Raw genomic sequence first — 14,963 nt, 5'->3', positions numbered from 1 at the left:
CGTTCGTCCTGAGCCAGGATCAAACTCTCATAAAAAGTTTAAACTTGACAGTCTTGCGACTGTTACGCTCAATTTGTTTGCTAGCATATTGCTTGCTTGTTAAATCATGTTGTTGTCTTGAATTGAATCAAGACATACTACACATTTGGTTTGTCTTACTTTGTTCAGTTTTCAAAGGTCTACTTGTTTGCCTTGCAACAACTTTTATATCATACCAAAGTTCTGATTTGATGTCAACTCTTTTTTTGAAGAAGTTGAAGTTTTTTTTCTGCTTGGCTGTTGTTGTTTTGTTTCATAACAACTTTTATATCTTATCAACAATCTTGTTATTTGTCAACAACTTTTTTTGTTGATAAAACTGATTTTTTTGTTACTATTTTTTCAATGCTTTGTTATATTATCATGAAGAATTGACTTCGTCAAGATAAAAATCAAAGCTTTTTTTCTGAGCTGTTAGACAGCAATCAGAACATGTATAAATATATCAATTCTTATCTAAAAATGCAACTATTAATTCGTACTTTTTTCAGCTTTTTTTCGATAACGAACAAATGTTATGACGTAGATAAGACCATTCGTCTTTTCTGATATGTTTATCTTCTAAAACCTCTCAATATTCGCTATATTGGTTTGGCTGAAGAAAGCTGTTCTTTCTATATTAGATAGTATCAATTCACAATGATTGTTGCGAGCAAGAAAAAACTTCAAATCAGCTTTAGCGCTGATTTGAAGTTTCGGTGTCTTTATCGGCAATTTTGATGATAGGAATGTATATCCTGAATATTGTCCCTTGACCAATAACACTCTCTGCATCAATTCTTCCTTTATAGCTTTCTATCAGTTTCTTGGCAATCGACAGCCCCAGACCGTTTCCGCCCTTCGTTCGTGCTCTTGCCTTATCGACACGATAGAATCGATCAAATATCTTATTGATTTCTTCCTCTGAGATTCCTTCGCCAAAATCCTGAATGGCTATTTCAAACTCGCCAAAGGTTTTGGAAATGGAAACATGTACTTCTTTTCTCGTAGTAGAATATTTCACTGCATTATCTAAGATAATAATCAATAGTTGTTCAAAATGGTTACGATAGATGCCTAATACTACTTCAGAGCTCAAATCATCATCTAATGTCATTCGGAAATCTGGATAAAGCAATTTGAAGTTATTGAATACTTGATAAACAACTTCTTTTGCATTGGAGGTACGATCGGAATATTGAACATCCACCTGCTCTGCCCGTGATAAATCCAACATTTCCTGTACCAGACTCTTCATTCGAACAATTTCCTGTAAACTCGCCTTCAATGATTCATCTAAAATCTCCGGGTCTTCTTTCCCCCAACGATTCAGCAAATTCAGATGCCCCTCGATAATCGCTACCGGTGTTCTCAGCTCATGGGAGACATCCTCAACAAATTGCTCCTGCTGCTCAATATATCTTCTCATTCTATCTAGCATTTCATTGAAGATTCCAGCTAAGTCCGCCAGTTCATCCTTCGATCCAATAGCCGGTACATGTGCATCGGACTGTGGATTTTTTCTGACTATTTCCATCGTATCTCTTAGCAACTTCAACGGCTTCAAGAAATAAGACGATAGCAGAAAGCCTAAAATGCTGCTTAAGATTAACGAGACCAGCTCTAAAAAGATAAGTGTGAACAACAAGCGATTCTTAATATCATAAAAAGAGGATAGCTCATAGAATGCTTGAACATAGCCTACTTGTTCTCTGGCACTTTTCGAGTGCACCGGTTGAACTATTAAAAAGCCTGTTTCGTCATCAATTGTTTGTATCTCCGCTTCTTGCTTATCTTGTTGAAGCAGCCTCAAATGTTTCTTTTGTGTTTCAAAAAGCAGTTCGCCGCTTGTATCATAAACAGAAAGATATAGCGCCGGAGTTCCAAGCTCAGCAATTACACTATCCATTTCAAGCAGATTACCTACAGCTGTCCTTTGGCTAAGATCATCTGTACTTTCCGGTGGTGGGTTCTTCAATGAAGTATAAACTTCTGTCACAGTCAGTTCTGCCTCTGCATTGGACAAGCGATTCGTTACCTCTGCCACAATACGTTCAACATTTTCCCGTTCCTTTTTCACCAGTAAGTTTACTGATGTCTTATAAGTGATTACAGCAAATATGGTAAAAACAACGAATATAAAGAAAGAACTTGCAAGGGCCCACTTTACAGTAAGTGAGGGCCCTCTCAGTTCTCTTTTCACTATTTCCTTAAAATTGTTCTTTTTCACGAGCGCATCACGTATCCTGTCCCACGTACAGTTTGAATATAGCTCTCTTCCCCAGGAACATCAATTTTATTACGCAGATAACGAATGTATACATCAACAACGTTTGTTTCTACTTCTGTTTCATAGCCCCAGACCTTGTTTAAAAGAACATCTCTGGCTAAAACAACGTTGACGTTCTCCATAAGGGTTAGCAGCAATTCATATTCACGTTTAGTCAGCTCAATCATTTCAGAGTTTCGACGAACCACACGATTTTCTTTCTCAATGGTTAAATCACGATAAGTAATCGTTGTTTGTTTCGCAATATTTTTGTCGCCTTCAATATCAATACGACGAAGCAATGCACGCAGCCGCGCCAACAATTCTTCGATTGCAAAAGGTTTCACGATATAATCATCCGCACCATGGTCCAGACCAGATACACGGTCAATAACAGAATCGCGAGCCGTCATCATAATAATAGGTGTATTTTTCACCTGTCTTACACGTCGACAAACTTCCAGCCCATTCAATTCGGGCAGCATCAGATCCAGCAGAATCGCATCCCAATCATTATTCAAAGCGGCTTCCAGACCTGTCCGTCCATTGTAATGAACCTCTGTTCTGTAACCTTCATGTTTTAATTCCAGCTCAACAAAGCGCGCTAAGTTTTTTTCATCTTCAATAATTAGAATATTGCTCATTGATTTGCTATCCTTTCTCTCATAACAGCCTTTTTTCAGCTTTTTCATTATACCCACTTTTCTAACAAAAAGCCAGTAAATCCATTTTAGCAGCATATTACTTCAAAATACGACTTCTAGTCAAAAAGTACCGGCCTTCCGTCAGTGGAATAACTATATGAATCTTGCCAGCTCTTTCAATTAGATAGAACGTGCACATTAATCGCAATAGGAATCACAATATTCATATAGATTGAATAGTAAAAAACCAAATTTCTTTGTTGATTCACGCACTGACAGCCGCTTCGAAATGACTGGATCGGTTAGAGAATCGACGTCTTAGTTAATTATTCTTCTGTATACCAGCTATAGTGGTAAATTCCTTCTTTATCTGTCCGTTCATACGTATGTGCTCCGAAGTAGTCACGTTGTGCTTGAATCAGATTTGCCGGCAAACGATCAGAACGATAAGAATCGTAATAAGCGATTGCAGATGAGAAGGTTGGTACTGGTACGCCCGCTTGAACAGCCATTGCTACAACATCACGAACAGATTGTTGGTATTTTTTTGTGATGTCTACAAAGTAGTCGTCTAATAGAAGATTTTCAATATCTGCATCTTTTTCATAGGCATCTGTGATTTTTTGTAGGAACTGTGCTCGAATGATACAGCCTGCTCTCCAGATTTTTGCGATATCACCGAATGGCAAGTCCCAGTCATATTCTTTTGAAGCAACACGTAACTGAGCAAAGCCTTGAGCGTAGCTCATGATTTTACTGAAGTATAGAGCTTCACGGATTTTTTCAACTAATTCTTTTTTATCACCATCGTATTGATAAGCTGCTGGCTTCGCAAGTACTTTTGCAGCCTTCACACGTTCATCTTTGTAGGCTGAGATAAAGCGAGCAAACACAGACTCCGTAATCAATGGTAATGGTACACCTAAATCCAGCGAGCTTTGGCTTGTCCATTTTCCGGTTCCTTTGTTTCCGGCAGCATCCAGAATCACGTCAACAATCGGCTGACCTGTTCCTTCATCATCTTTACGTGTCAGAATATCAGCAGTGATTTCTACTAAATAACTGTCTAATTCACCTTGGTTCCATTCGTTGAAAATCTCAGCCATTTCATCAACAGAAATACCTAAGATGTTTTTCATCAAATCATACGATTCAGCAATTAATTGCATGTCTCCATATTCGATACCGTTATGCACCATTTTCACATAGTGACCGGCACCATTGGGACCGATGTATGTTACACAAGGCTCGCCATCTTCTGCTTTAGCAGAAATTTTCTCAAGAACAGGCGCCACAAGCTCGTAAGCTTCCTTTTGTCCACCAGGCATAATTGAAGGTCCCTTAAGCGCGCCTTCTTCTCCACCTGAAACACCTGTGCCAATAAAGTTGATACCGGAGTTAGCCAACTCCTCATTTCTACGCATTGTATCTTTGAAGAATGTATTTCCTCCATCAATCAGGATATCTCCCTTATCTAAGTGAGGCAGCAGCTCTTGAATTGTTGCATCTGTTGCAAAACCTGCTTTAACCATCAACATGATACGACGCGGTTTTTCGATTGAATCAACAAATTCTTCGATTGTATATGTTGCTTTGAAATTCTTATCCGGATGCTCTTCCACTACCTCTGTAGTTTTTGAACCAGTCCGATTGAACAGCGCAACAGAATATCCTCTGCTCTCAATGTTCAAGGCAAGGTTTTTTCCCATAACCGCCATTCCTACTACACCAAATTGTTGTTTTGTCATCATACATCCTCCCAATTACTAAAAAGCCTAATAAATCTTTATAATCTATTTCATTATAGCCTAGTTTACTGGTATTGAAAACAAAATCGTTTGATAAATCATCGCTTTCTATAGATATATCAAATAAGAAAAGGCTTGGCAGCGCTTGATTATTTGGCTCCTTTGTACAAGTTCACTTTGGCCTAGTTTCTCTTCTGAGATTATTTGCCGATCACTTGATGTATTACCAAGGGTTACAGTATGGTAAGTCCTGTGTATTTATGAAGTTTAAATGTAAAAAAGACAATAAAAATCCCTCAGGCTCCATGGTTAGCCTGAGGGATTTTAAACATTTTCAAAAAATGTTTTACGCTTCTTTAGACATTACATCTTTTCCATCGTAATGACCACATGCTGGACATACGTGATGGCTTTTTCTCATTTCTCCACAGTTTGAGCATGCGTTCAAACCTTTGATTGTTAATTTGTAATGTGTACGGCGCTTAGCCTTTTTAGCTTTAGAAGTTCTTCTAGCTGGTACTGCCATTGTTGTTCCACCTCCTTGTAAAAATCAGTGCATTGATTATACATCATACACCATATATTCCAATCTTAACCAAACCAATTACTCTGTATCATCTTTCAACAATTCAGATAACTTGGCAAGACGAGGATCCAAAGTTTCTGTTGCTTCTTTTTCCCGTTTTTCATAATAATCATCTTCAGATATTACTTCCCAGTCAGCACCTTTTGGCAGGTCACTGTTCTGTTGCTCTTCTTCAGATAACACCTGTAACGGAATTGCCAGTAAAATATTATCTTCTACTGACTCAGTCAGATCGATTGTCGGCTTCTCAAGAACGATGATTTCTTCATCTGAAATCAACTCATCCTTCCCGCGAAACTGCTCTTCTGTCATAAATACTTCATCAACACTCAGCTCCATTGGAACAGCGACTGGTGTCAACGAACGAGAAGAAGGCACTGTTACTACTACAGAAAGATTATAATGCAGCAGATACCCATTTTTTTCGACTGTGAGTATTCCATTTACCTTTGCAGGGGAAACATCAAGTATTTGATTATCCCTAGCCATCAATGTTTGTTTTACATCAAGCTCTTCTGTTATTTCAAGAGGAACTTCTCGATGTTTATTTAATTCTAATAATGACCATTTCATCTCTCTCACCTCTACACAACAAAAGCTATTATACAGGGCTATTTGTCCTTTGTCAATGAAATTTTCTCTCGCATTTTCTTTCATACATATTTTATATTTTTTTGTTCTCTCATTCGTTTTTAATGTTACACTAGTAGTAAAAAAAGAAGGTGCTTCAATGTCTATCATTCAATGTAAAAATGTTTCACTGATAAAAGAAAAAAAACTTTTGCTTGAGGAAATCACCTGGACGGTTGAAAAACACCAGCACTGGGCCATTCTAGGTCTTAACGGAGCTGGAAAAACACTTCTGCTCCAAATCATTACCGGTTATCTTTGGCCATCGTCAGGAGAAGTTACCGTATTAGATCAAACATTCGGCTCCAGTTCCATCCCTGACCTCCAAAGGCGTATCGGTTGGGTAAGTACTGCTTTACAACAACGGATACGCGGAAATGATACGAGTGAGCGAATCATCTTGTCCGGAAAGTTTGCAAGTATCGGCATCTACGAACGATTTTCTGAAGAGGACATGGAGAAAGCTAAACGCATTCTGATTCAGTCAGGCGGCGCCTCGCTTATCGGAAAAAGCTATCAGATTCTTTCTCAGGGAGAACGTCAGCTTGTGTTGATTTGTCGTGCTCTGATGGCGGAGCCGGAGCTGCTTATTCTTGATGAGCCATGTAACGGTCTGGACCTTTTTGCCAGAGAAAAACTGCTTGAACAAATCCGAAGTATTGCGGAAGCAAAGGATAGTCCGACACTTCTTTATGTCAGCCATCATACTGAAGAAATTCTTCCCTGCTTTCAACACCTGTTACTATTAAAAAACGGCAAAATTGTCAGACAAGGATTAAGGTCAGAGTTATTCAACGAAGAAATCCTAACTGATTTCTATAATGAACCCATTCAGCTTCTTTCTTTAGGCAGAAATCGATTAGCTGCGTACCCAAAATAAAGTGATACTGATTTTGTTAGAGAGACATCAGTCATATTGAACTGATGCTGGACCAAAAATATTTTGCTTCAAGAAATAGTTTTTATTGATCACCGTTAATTCGATTTTTAGGCGTAAGGAGCGTTAAAGGTTTATTTCTGTTCCAAGAACGATAGCAGGATAGAAGGATATTGGCTGGATATATCCACTTTTGTTACAAGAATAAACGATTAAAGAGCACCGATACTCATAGGAGTATCGGTGCTCTTTGCTTTTACGCAAATTAGATAGCTGTTGTTGCGCCGCGGTAAACAATACCACGTCTAGGGTCAACAGTGATTAATTCATCGTTAGAAACAAGCTCAGTAGCGTCAGCAGCGCCAACGATTACTGGAATGTCTTTAGCAATTGCTACAACAGCTGCATGAGAAGTCAATCCGCCTTCTTCTACAACCAATGCAACAGCTTTATCAATAGCAGGCATGTAGTCTTTATCAGTCGTCTTAACAACTAGAATAGAACCTTCTACTGCTTTTTCATTTGCTTCAGCAGCAGTTTTAGCAACTACAGCTTTCGCGATAACTGAATCTTCGCCGATTCCTTGACCTTGGACAAGTTTTGAACCGATCAATTGAATCTTCATCAGGTTAGTAGTACCCTTCTCACCAACTGGTACACCTGCAGTGATGATGATTAAGTCACCTTCACTTGCAAAACCGTTTCTTTGAGAAATGTCTGTTGCAAGAGTGAATACTTCATCTGTATTTGCTGGTTTTTCAGCAACAGTTGCATAAACACCCCAAGAAAGAGACAAGCTGCGAGCTTTTTGCTCAGAGAAAGTAATCGCAACGATGTGTGCTCTTGGACGATATTTCGCAATCATACGTGCTGTATGACCAGATTCAGTAGCAGCAACGATTGTTTGGATACCCAAGTTACGCGCTGTGTGACCAACAGATTGACCAATAGCTTCTGTCATGTCTGTTTTGCTGTAAAGCTTCAATGCAAATGCATCTTGATCGACTAATGCTTCTTCTGTACGAACAGCAATACGAGCCATTGTTTGTACAGATTCTAATGGGTAATCTCCGGCAGCAGTTTCACCGGAAAGCATTACTGCATCAGTACCGTCATAGATTGCATTGGCAACGTCATTTGCTTCCGCACGTGTTGGACGTGGGTTGCGTTGCATAGAATCAAGCATTTGAGTAGCTGTGATAACTGGTTTACCCAAAGCGTTACATTTTTTGATTAATTCTTTTTGTGCAACTGGAACATCTTCTGTTGGAATTTCAACACCAAGGTCTCCACGTGCAACCATCAAGCCATCAGAAACTTTCAAGATTTCGTCGATGTTGTCGATTCCTTCTTGGTTTTCGATTTTAGGAATGATTTGGATATGTGTTGCATTTTCTTCTTCCAAAATCTTAGTAATTTCCATTACGTCAGTCGCGCGACGAACAAAGCTTGCTGCGATGAAGTCAATGCCTTGACCAATACCGAAACGAATATCAGCTTCATCCTTTTCAGTGATACCAGGCAAGTTTACAGAAACGCCGGGAACGTTAACGCCTTTTTTGTTTTTAAGAACGCCTTCGTTTTTAACTGTTGTTACGATTTCGTTTGCAGTGCGGTCGATATCAGTAACTTCTAAATCAATCAAACCATCGTCTAGTAAGATATGTGAACCAACGTTTACATCTTCAATCAGTTGTGGGTAAGTAACAGAGAATTTCTCAGTTGTTCCCAACACTTCTTCCATAGAAATACGGATAGTGTTACCTGTTTTAAGCGTCATCGCTCCGTTTTCCATATCGTTCGTACGAATTTCAGGACCTTTTGTATCTAGTAAAATAGCCACTCTTTTGCCTGAGATTTTCATTGCCTCACGAATGTTCTTGATGCGGTTGCCATGCTCTTCGAAGTCTCCGTGAGAGAAGTTCAAACGACAAACATTCATTCCGGCATTCATTAAGTCAACCAGCATTTCAACAGATTCACTTGCTGGTCCAATCGTACATACGATTTTTGTTTTTTTCATTACTAAACGCTCCTATTCGATTTTTTTATACAAAAGCTTTAAAGCCTATATACAGTCATCCAGTGTTTAAAATGAGATTTCCTTATTCAAATCATAAAGGGATAGATCCGGTTTATGCTTGTTATTTTCCAACGTATCAACGATGTCCGCTGCCACGACTTTGTTGTCAAGCATACCAATACACAATCCGCCTTTGCCAGCTTTCAGCAACTCAACTGCATAGGCACCAAATTTACTTGCCAATACACGGTCGCGTGCACTTGGAGAACCGCCACGAACTACGTGACCCAAAATAGACACACGTGTATGGAAATCACCATAAGTAGATAATTTCTCTGCAAACTCGTTACCGCCCATTACACCTTCAGCAAGGATGATTAGACAGTGTTTTTTCCCACGGTCGCGTCCTTCTTGAATTCGTTTTGCAACTAATTTCATATCAAAGTCATGCTCAGGGATGATGATTTCATCTGCACCGCCTGCAACACCAGACCAAAGAGCGATATCACCAGCGTCACGACCCATTACTTCAATAACAAATGTACGTACATGAGAAGTCGCTGTATCACGGATACGGTCAACAGATTCCAATACAGTATTGATTGCTGTATCAAAACCAATTGTGAAGTCCGTTCCAGGGATATCATTATCGATTGTACCGGGAATTCCAACAGCAGGATAACCACGTTTTGTCAGAGCCATTGCCCCATGATAAGAACCGTCTCCTCCGATTACTACCAATCCTTCAATACCGAATTTCTTCAATTGCTCGATTCCTTTAAGCTGCCCTTCTTCAGTAGCAAACTCAGGATAACGTGCTGAGTAAAGGAAAGTTCCTCCACGCTGGATTTTATCACCCACATCAGCAATATCCAGACGACGAATATCTCCCGCTACCAACCCAGCAAAACCGTAGTTGATACCATATACTTCGATTCCATCATAAATTGCTTTACGTACCACTGCACGAATTGCAGCGTTCATTCCCGGAGCGTCTCCTCCACTGGTTAAAATACCGATACGTTTCATTCGCTCTTTCACCTCATACATAATATTATACTTTTGATAAAACAGTCTTGCTTCACCATTATTGACTCAAAAATACCACGTCACCCATTTTACCATTAATAGTGCAAAAAGTCTTGAGTTAGCGTTAAAATTTTTGAAAAAAGTTGAAAGCGTCCAGTACAATTTACTGAAACTCATTTGAAAACAACGTTTTCTGCTCCCAATAGTGTTGAAAACGACTCCACAACCGTTTCATTTTCAGTAATCCAGTAATTTTTGTCCAATACAACTTTCTTCTTTTTATCTGCATAAAACAGCACTACCGGAACGTTTCCCGGAGCCTTCTGAATAATCTCTTTTACCTGCCGAAGAAGCTCTTGAGAACCATCCGTTTTCTCAATCTTCAAATAACAGGTTTTTTCGCTGATTTGCGCTTCCTGCGGTGCTGCTTCCGTAATTGTATTAACCAATACCTGCAGCTCTTGATTGTAATTGCTTCGTTCGACCTTGCCTTCCACATAATAGACCTTGCCGACCTCGACAGTTTGTCTTACTGAGCGAAAAACACCTGGAAAAAGTGTCAGTGAAATTGCACCAGTGCTGTCATCTCCTTCGACAAATGCCATTTGCTCACCCTTCTTCGTTCGAATCGCTCGAACGTCCTTCACATAAATTAATAAGCGAACAGCTTGATTTTCAACCACATCATTAATCGTCAGAACTTGCTTCAGCTTCGCCAGCTTCTTGTATTCCTCAGCTGGATGTCCGGAAAGATACACGCCTAGATACTGTTCTTCCTGAGCCAACCTTTCCTCTAATGAATAGTCCTGGATTTCTTCCTCTTTTAGCTCTAAGGTTTCAAAGAGGTCCGCACTGCCGCCGCTATAGACAATATTTTGAATTTTACTTTCCAACTGATTTGCCAGCTGTCTTCGGTTAGCTATCAGTTCATCAAAAGCTCCGATGGCTATCAGCGGTAGGATATTCTCTTTCTTACGCCATTTTGCAGGAATTCTAAAGAGGAACTGATCGAAGCTCTTATAAAACCCGCTTTCCTTACGTTCATTCAACATATCTTGAATAAAGTCTCTTCTGATTCCTTTTAGAGAACTGAAACCAAACATAATTTCTGTGGAGCTCTTCAGCACAAAGCTGTATTGACTATGGTTGATGGACGGTTGAATAATATTGATGCCATTTTTTCGCGCTTCACTGATATACTCTTTGATTTTATTCGGATTATGACGAACAGAATGAAGCAATGCCGCATAAAAAGCTGCTGGATAATGGACTTTCAAGTACGCCATTTGAAACCCGATAAAAGAATAGGCAAAGGCGTGGGATCTGTTAAAGCCATAGTTGGCAAATCGTTCAATATAATCATAGATTTTGTCAGCTGTTTCTTCAGAGTATCCCTGCGCTACCCCACCATCAACAAAGTGTTTCCGTTCTTGATCCAAGACATCCTTTTTCTTTTTACTGATAGCACGTCTCAAAATATCTGCCTGCCCCAAGCTGAAACCAGCCATCTTTGCAGCGACCTGCATGATTTGCTCTTGGTAGACAATGACCCCATAGGTATTCTCCAAAATTGACTGTAAAGAAGGATCCGGATAATCGATGGCTTCCAAGCCCTTTTTTCGTCGAATGAACAAATCAATATTTTGCATTGGACCTGGACGATATAGGGCGTTGACTGCTGCAATATCTTCGATACTTGTTGGTCCAAGCTTCCGCAGGACATTTCTTATTCCAGCTGATTCAAATTGGAAAACGCCGCTTGTCTCTCCTTTTCGGAACAAAGCCAGTGTCTCTTCATCATCCAAAGGGATCTCATTCAGCACAAGTTCTTCATTGTATACACGCTTAACAGATTTCAGTGTATTATCAATAATTGACAGGTTTCTCAAGCCCAAAAAGTCCATTTTCAGCAAGCCAATCTTCTCTACGTCATTCATCGTAAACTGAGTCAACAGGATATCGTTGGTTCCTGTTTGCAGCGGTGTAAGCTCTAATAAGTTTCTGTCACTGATGACGACGCCGGCAGCATGCGTCGAGACATGTCTTGGCAGACCTTCCAGACGAACCGCCGTATCAAACAACAGCCGATTTGCTTCAGAACTTTCCACCAGCTCCACCAGTTTTTTTGATTCCTTCCATGCCTGCTTCAACGTAATTTTCAACGTGCTCGGAACAGCTTGAGACCAGCGATTAGACTCACTCTGGGACAACCCGAATACTCTGGCAGCATCTCGTAAAACCATTTTGGCAGCCATTGTTCCAAACGTAGCAATTTGCGCCATGTGATAATGCCCATATTTTTTTTGCACATAGGCCAACACTTGCTCTCTCCGATTATCAGGAATATCTAAGTCAATATCCGGCATTGAAAAGCGCTCAGGATTGAGGAAACGTTCAAAAAGCAAATCATATTTGATTGGGTCAACATCTGTGATTGAAAGAACATAGGATACTAAAGAACCAGCTGCCGAGCCCCTTCCAGCTCCAGTCACAATTTTCTGCTGATGAGCAAAAGCCATCACATCCCAAACGATTAGAAAATAATCATCAAAGCCCATATCGTGAATAATGGTCAATTCTTTTTCCAAACGTTCTCGATACACATCTGTCACTTCTGCAATCCTCTGAGGCAAACATTCTAAACAAAGAGCTCGCAAGTACGCACCGGCTTCACGTCCATCCGGCACAGGATAATGAGGAAGCAGCTTTTGGTGCAAAGGCATCTCAAAGCGACACGATTCTGCGATTGACCGTGCATTTGCAACACTCTCAGCACTAATCAATTCTTGCAGCTGCTGTTGCGCCTCCTCAGGTTTTCTCAAATAATAAGGACCATCAATTTCAGTTTCTTTCAAATCGACTTTCATCGCTGTTCCAGATTCAATATGCTCTAAAACACGAAGGGCAAAGCCGTCTTCTCGTGCCAGATATCTCGTCTCTTGCAATGCAACAAGAGAATACTGTTCACTATGTATAAAGTCAAATAACAATGAATCTGTTGACGGATTGCACATAAAAGAAGTTCCTATGAAGAAGGCTGCTGAATCAATTGCTTCAAGCAGTGCACTCATTTCACGTTGTACATCGGCTTTGTCACGTTCCTTCAAAAAATTGATTACACCTTTATCAGCAGGCATAATTACGACTAAATCAGTGAGAAATTCAGAAAAATCCTCTAAACGAAAAATTCCATCATTTGTCATTTTCAGGCTGGAAATACGCATTAGATTTTGATAGCCAGTAAGGTTTTTTGCATATAATAAAAGCTGCACTTGTCGGTCACTAATTGCAGGGGTATATTCAATCGTCATTCCTATAATCGGTGTAATATCTTCTTTTACGCAAGCTTCGTAAAATTCAACAGCACCGTGCAGTACGTTAATATCAGCAATTCCTAAATAATCATACCCATACTCCTTTGCTTTTTTCACGAATTCTGGTATTCTAATCGTGCTGGAAAGTAGAGAGTAGGAAGTAATTGTATATAGTTGCGGAAACACCATGAATCCCTCCTTTATAACAAAATTCCCTCATTTCTTTACATTAAAAAAAATTGTGCTAAACTATAGCTAGAAAAGAGGTGCTATCCATGCGTTACATTATTGTATTATTCTGGTCCTTCATCTTAGGGCAAGTTGTAGGATACATTGGCGGTGCCTTAAACAACGGCAGTTATGACTTTGTATGGACGTCTATCATCTCGCTTGCCGCCGGTATACTTATTATATTAATTGGTCAACTTGCAGTACCGAAGAAGAAAACATCTCAAGTATAGTTGTTGCCTCTTCATACAGAGAAATTGACAAGCTATTACTCTCAAAAAAACCAGTTACATTAATTGTAACTGGTTTTTTTTTGTTTTCAACTGTTTATAAACGTTTCGATAAAATTTTTCTGAAATTGAACAGCGACAAACAAATATTGCCTAAAACAAAGCAGGCCGTGGTAATAAATACTGCACTATAGCCAAAACCATGAGCAACAGTTGATCCAATCATTGGCCCCAGAACCTGACCAAAGTTACTAAACATCTGATTGTAGCTGTATATTCTGCTGACGCCTTCCGGAGGTGTCAGTTTACCGATGAGCGTATTGATTGATGGCATTAATGCTCCGGTAGAAAAGCCCAGTAAAAAGCGCAGTGCCCCTAATTGAAAAGGCGTTTTCACAAATGCCATCGGCAGATAGCAAAGAAGTGATAGAACTAACCCCGCCAACAGAACCTTGTGATTTCCTATTTTGTCACCAAGCTTTCCTAGAGAAGGAGAAGAAATAATGGCAGATACACCGGCAACTGATACAATCAATCCGCTAACAAACAGAATGTTTCCTTGATTTCCACTTAACGAGCGGATATATAGGGTCAATATTGGACTGATGCTAGTCACACCAACCTGTAAAATCAACGTTGTAACAAACAGGCCTACTAAGATTGAGAGATGATCGATTTTTGAAAATATCTCTTTTGTCGAAAGAAGATCCTTTTTCTCAACAGGCTCAAAATCCTCTTTAACCATAAAAATCGTCAGCAGCGTTGTAACTAATAGCATAAAGCCCGTAATGATAAACACATTTTCCATCCCAAACCATTGTGCTAAAGCCCCACCAATCGATGGACCAATCAAGTTTCCGGCAACCGCTCCTGTAGATAAGGTACCTAGCGCCCAACCGCTTTTTGATTTAGGTGCTTGTGAGGCAATCATTGCTGTAGCATTAGGAATGTAGCCGGAGAGAATACCATTTAGAAAACGCATAATCAATAGCCAGTAGACATTCGGAACAAAAGCCAGCGAGCCCATTGTAAAGGTCATACCGGCTGCCGCTCGAATCATCATGATTTTGCGTCCTTTTCTATCAGCCAGATTCCCCCAGATAGGTGCAACAATTGCTGCTGCAAAAGCAGTTACTGATATTGCCAAGCCTGAAAAAAGTTCGATTTGACTTTTGGGTGTTCCCAGCTGTTCAATATATACAGGAATGAAGGGCATTACGAGGCTGATACTGGCACCCGTGAAAAAGCTGCCTAACCATGCCACCATCAAATTCTTCTTCCACTCTATCTTCATTTTCTTTTCACCGCCTATAAAGGGTTCTCCTTAACTATACTCCATTTTCAGAAAACTCACAAAATTTTTATTT

At 39.8% G+C, this 14,963-nt stretch carries 11 protein-coding genes; 2 read left to right on the top strand and 9 right to left on the bottom strand.

What is annotated here, in order from left to right; genetic code table 11:
• Window positions 1-715: 715 nt before the first annotated feature.
• The 5 genes from IW510_RS11235 to IW510_RS11215 all read right to left on the bottom strand — a co-directional run bounded on the left by IW510_RS11235 (window position 716) and on the right by IW510_RS11215 (window position 5,838).
• On the bottom strand, window positions 716-2,248 hold the full coding sequence (locus IW510_RS11235) for a HAMP domain-containing sensor histidine kinase (protein WP_330932650.1): 1,533 nt from the start codon (window positions 2,246-2,248) through the stop codon (window positions 716-718).
• The gene (locus IW510_RS11230) at window positions 2,245-2,931 is read right to left on the bottom strand and encodes a response regulator transcription factor (RefSeq protein WP_086349431.1); all 687 of its coding nucleotides are present in this window, start codon (window positions 2,929-2,931) and stop codon (window positions 2,245-2,247) included. The genes IW510_RS11235 and IW510_RS11230 overlap by 4 nt, the downstream gene beginning before the upstream one ends.
• Before the next feature lie 326 nt (window positions 2,932-3,257).
• Complete coding sequence (gene gndA / locus IW510_RS11225) at window positions 3,258-4,679, bottom strand: NADP-dependent phosphogluconate dehydrogenase (protein WP_202059635.1); 1,422 nt, start codon at window positions 4,677-4,679, stop codon at window positions 3,258-3,260.
• A gap of 346 nt (window positions 4,680-5,025) precedes the next feature.
• A complete protein-coding gene (gene rpmF, locus IW510_RS11220) occupies window positions 5,026-5,205 on the bottom strand; it encodes a 50S ribosomal protein L32 (protein ID WP_202059633.1) in 180 nt (59 codons plus the stop codon).
• Window positions 5,206-5,283: 78 nt separating this feature from the next.
• The gene (locus IW510_RS11215) at window positions 5,284-5,838 is read right to left on the bottom strand and encodes a YceD family protein (protein ID WP_202059631.1); all 555 of its coding nucleotides are present in this window, start codon (window positions 5,836-5,838) and stop codon (window positions 5,284-5,286) included.
• Between the two features lie 157 nt (window positions 5,839-5,995).
• Between IW510_RS11215 and IW510_RS11210 the strand changes: the two genes are divergently transcribed.
• A complete protein-coding gene (locus IW510_RS11210) occupies window positions 5,996-6,775 on the top strand; it encodes an ABC transporter ATP-binding protein (protein WP_202059629.1) in 780 nt (259 codons plus the stop codon).
• Window positions 6,776-7,037: 262 nt separating this feature from the next.
• Here IW510_RS11210 and pyk read toward each other — a convergent pair whose 3' ends face one another.
• The 3 genes from pyk to dnaE all read right to left on the bottom strand — a co-directional run bounded on the left by pyk (window position 7,038) and on the right by dnaE (window position 13,327).
• Window positions 7,038-8,795: a pyruvate kinase gene (pyk, locus tag IW510_RS11205; protein WP_202059627.1), complete on the bottom strand. Its 1,758-nt coding sequence runs from the start codon at window positions 8,793-8,795 to the stop codon at window positions 7,038-7,040.
• A gap of 66 nt (window positions 8,796-8,861) precedes the next feature.
• Window positions 8,862-9,824: a 6-phosphofructokinase gene (gene pfkA, locus IW510_RS11200; RefSeq protein ID WP_202059625.1), complete on the bottom strand. Its 963-nt coding sequence runs from the start codon at window positions 9,822-9,824 to the stop codon at window positions 8,862-8,864.
• Window positions 9,825-9,997: 173 nt separating this feature from the next.
• Window positions 9,998-13,327 carry a DNA polymerase III subunit alpha gene (gene dnaE / locus IW510_RS11195; RefSeq protein WP_202059623.1) on the bottom strand — a complete coding sequence of 1,110 codons (3,330 nt, stop codon included), beginning with the start codon at window positions 13,325-13,327 and terminating at the stop codon, window positions 9,998-10,000.
• Between the two features lie 86 nt (window positions 13,328-13,413).
• Here dnaE and IW510_RS11190 point away from each other — a divergent pair, with 86 nt between their 5' ends.
• Complete coding sequence (locus tag IW510_RS11190) at window positions 13,414-13,599, top strand: YjzD family protein (RefSeq protein ID WP_202059621.1); 186 nt, start codon at window positions 13,414-13,416, stop codon at window positions 13,597-13,599.
• A 94-nt stretch (window positions 13,600-13,693) separates the two neighbouring features.
• Here the strand turns inward: IW510_RS11190 and IW510_RS11185 are convergent, their stop codons facing one another.
• A complete protein-coding gene (locus IW510_RS11185) occupies window positions 13,694-14,890 on the bottom strand; it encodes a multidrug efflux MFS transporter (RefSeq protein ID WP_202059619.1) in 1,197 nt (398 codons plus the stop codon).
• Window positions 14,891-14,963: the final 73 nt, after the last annotated feature.

Origin of the sequence: Enterococcus sp. BWR-S5 (assembly GCF_016745255.1) — a bacterium.
Classification (GTDB): Bacteria; Bacillota; Bacilli; order Lactobacillales; family Enterococcaceae; genus Enterococcus_L.
The sequence above is the reverse complement of the archived record's forward strand: the minus strand, read 5'-3'. Positions and strand labels throughout refer to the sequence as shown.

Coding starts and splice junctions, on each gene's coding strand:
- IW510_RS11185 (WP_202059619.1), bottom strand. CDS start 14,890: ATGAAGATAGAGTGGAAGAAGAATTTGATGGTGGCATGGTTAGGCAGC.
- IW510_RS11210 (WP_202059629.1), top strand. CDS start 5,996: ATGTCTATCATTCAATGTAAAAATGTTTCACTGATAAAAGAAAAAAAA.
- pfkA (WP_202059625.1), bottom strand. CDS start 9,824: ATGAAACGTATCGGTATTTTAACCAGTGGAGGAGACGCTCCGGGAATG.
- IW510_RS11190 (WP_202059621.1), top strand. CDS start 13,414: ATGCGTTACATTATTGTATTATTCTGGTCCTTCATCTTAGGGCAAGTT.
- IW510_RS11230 (WP_086349431.1), bottom strand. CDS start 2,931: ATGAGCAATATTCTAATTATTGAAGATGAAAAAAACTTAGCGCGCTTT.
- gndA (WP_202059635.1), bottom strand. CDS start 4,679: ATGACAAAACAACAATTTGGTGTAGTAGGAATGGCGGTTATGGGAAAA.
- IW510_RS11215 (WP_202059631.1), bottom strand. CDS start 5,838: ATGAAATGGTCATTATTAGAATTAAATAAACATCGAGAAGTTCCTCTT.
- pyk (WP_202059627.1), bottom strand. CDS start 8,795: ATGAAAAAAACAAAAATCGTATGTACGATTGGACCAGCAAGTGAATCT.
- rpmF (WP_202059633.1), bottom strand. CDS start 5,205: ATGGCAGTACCAGCTAGAAGAACTTCTAAAGCTAAAAAGGCTAAGCGC.
- dnaE (WP_202059623.1), bottom strand. CDS start 13,327: ATGGTGTTTCCGCAACTATATACAATTACTTCCTACTCTCTACTTTCC.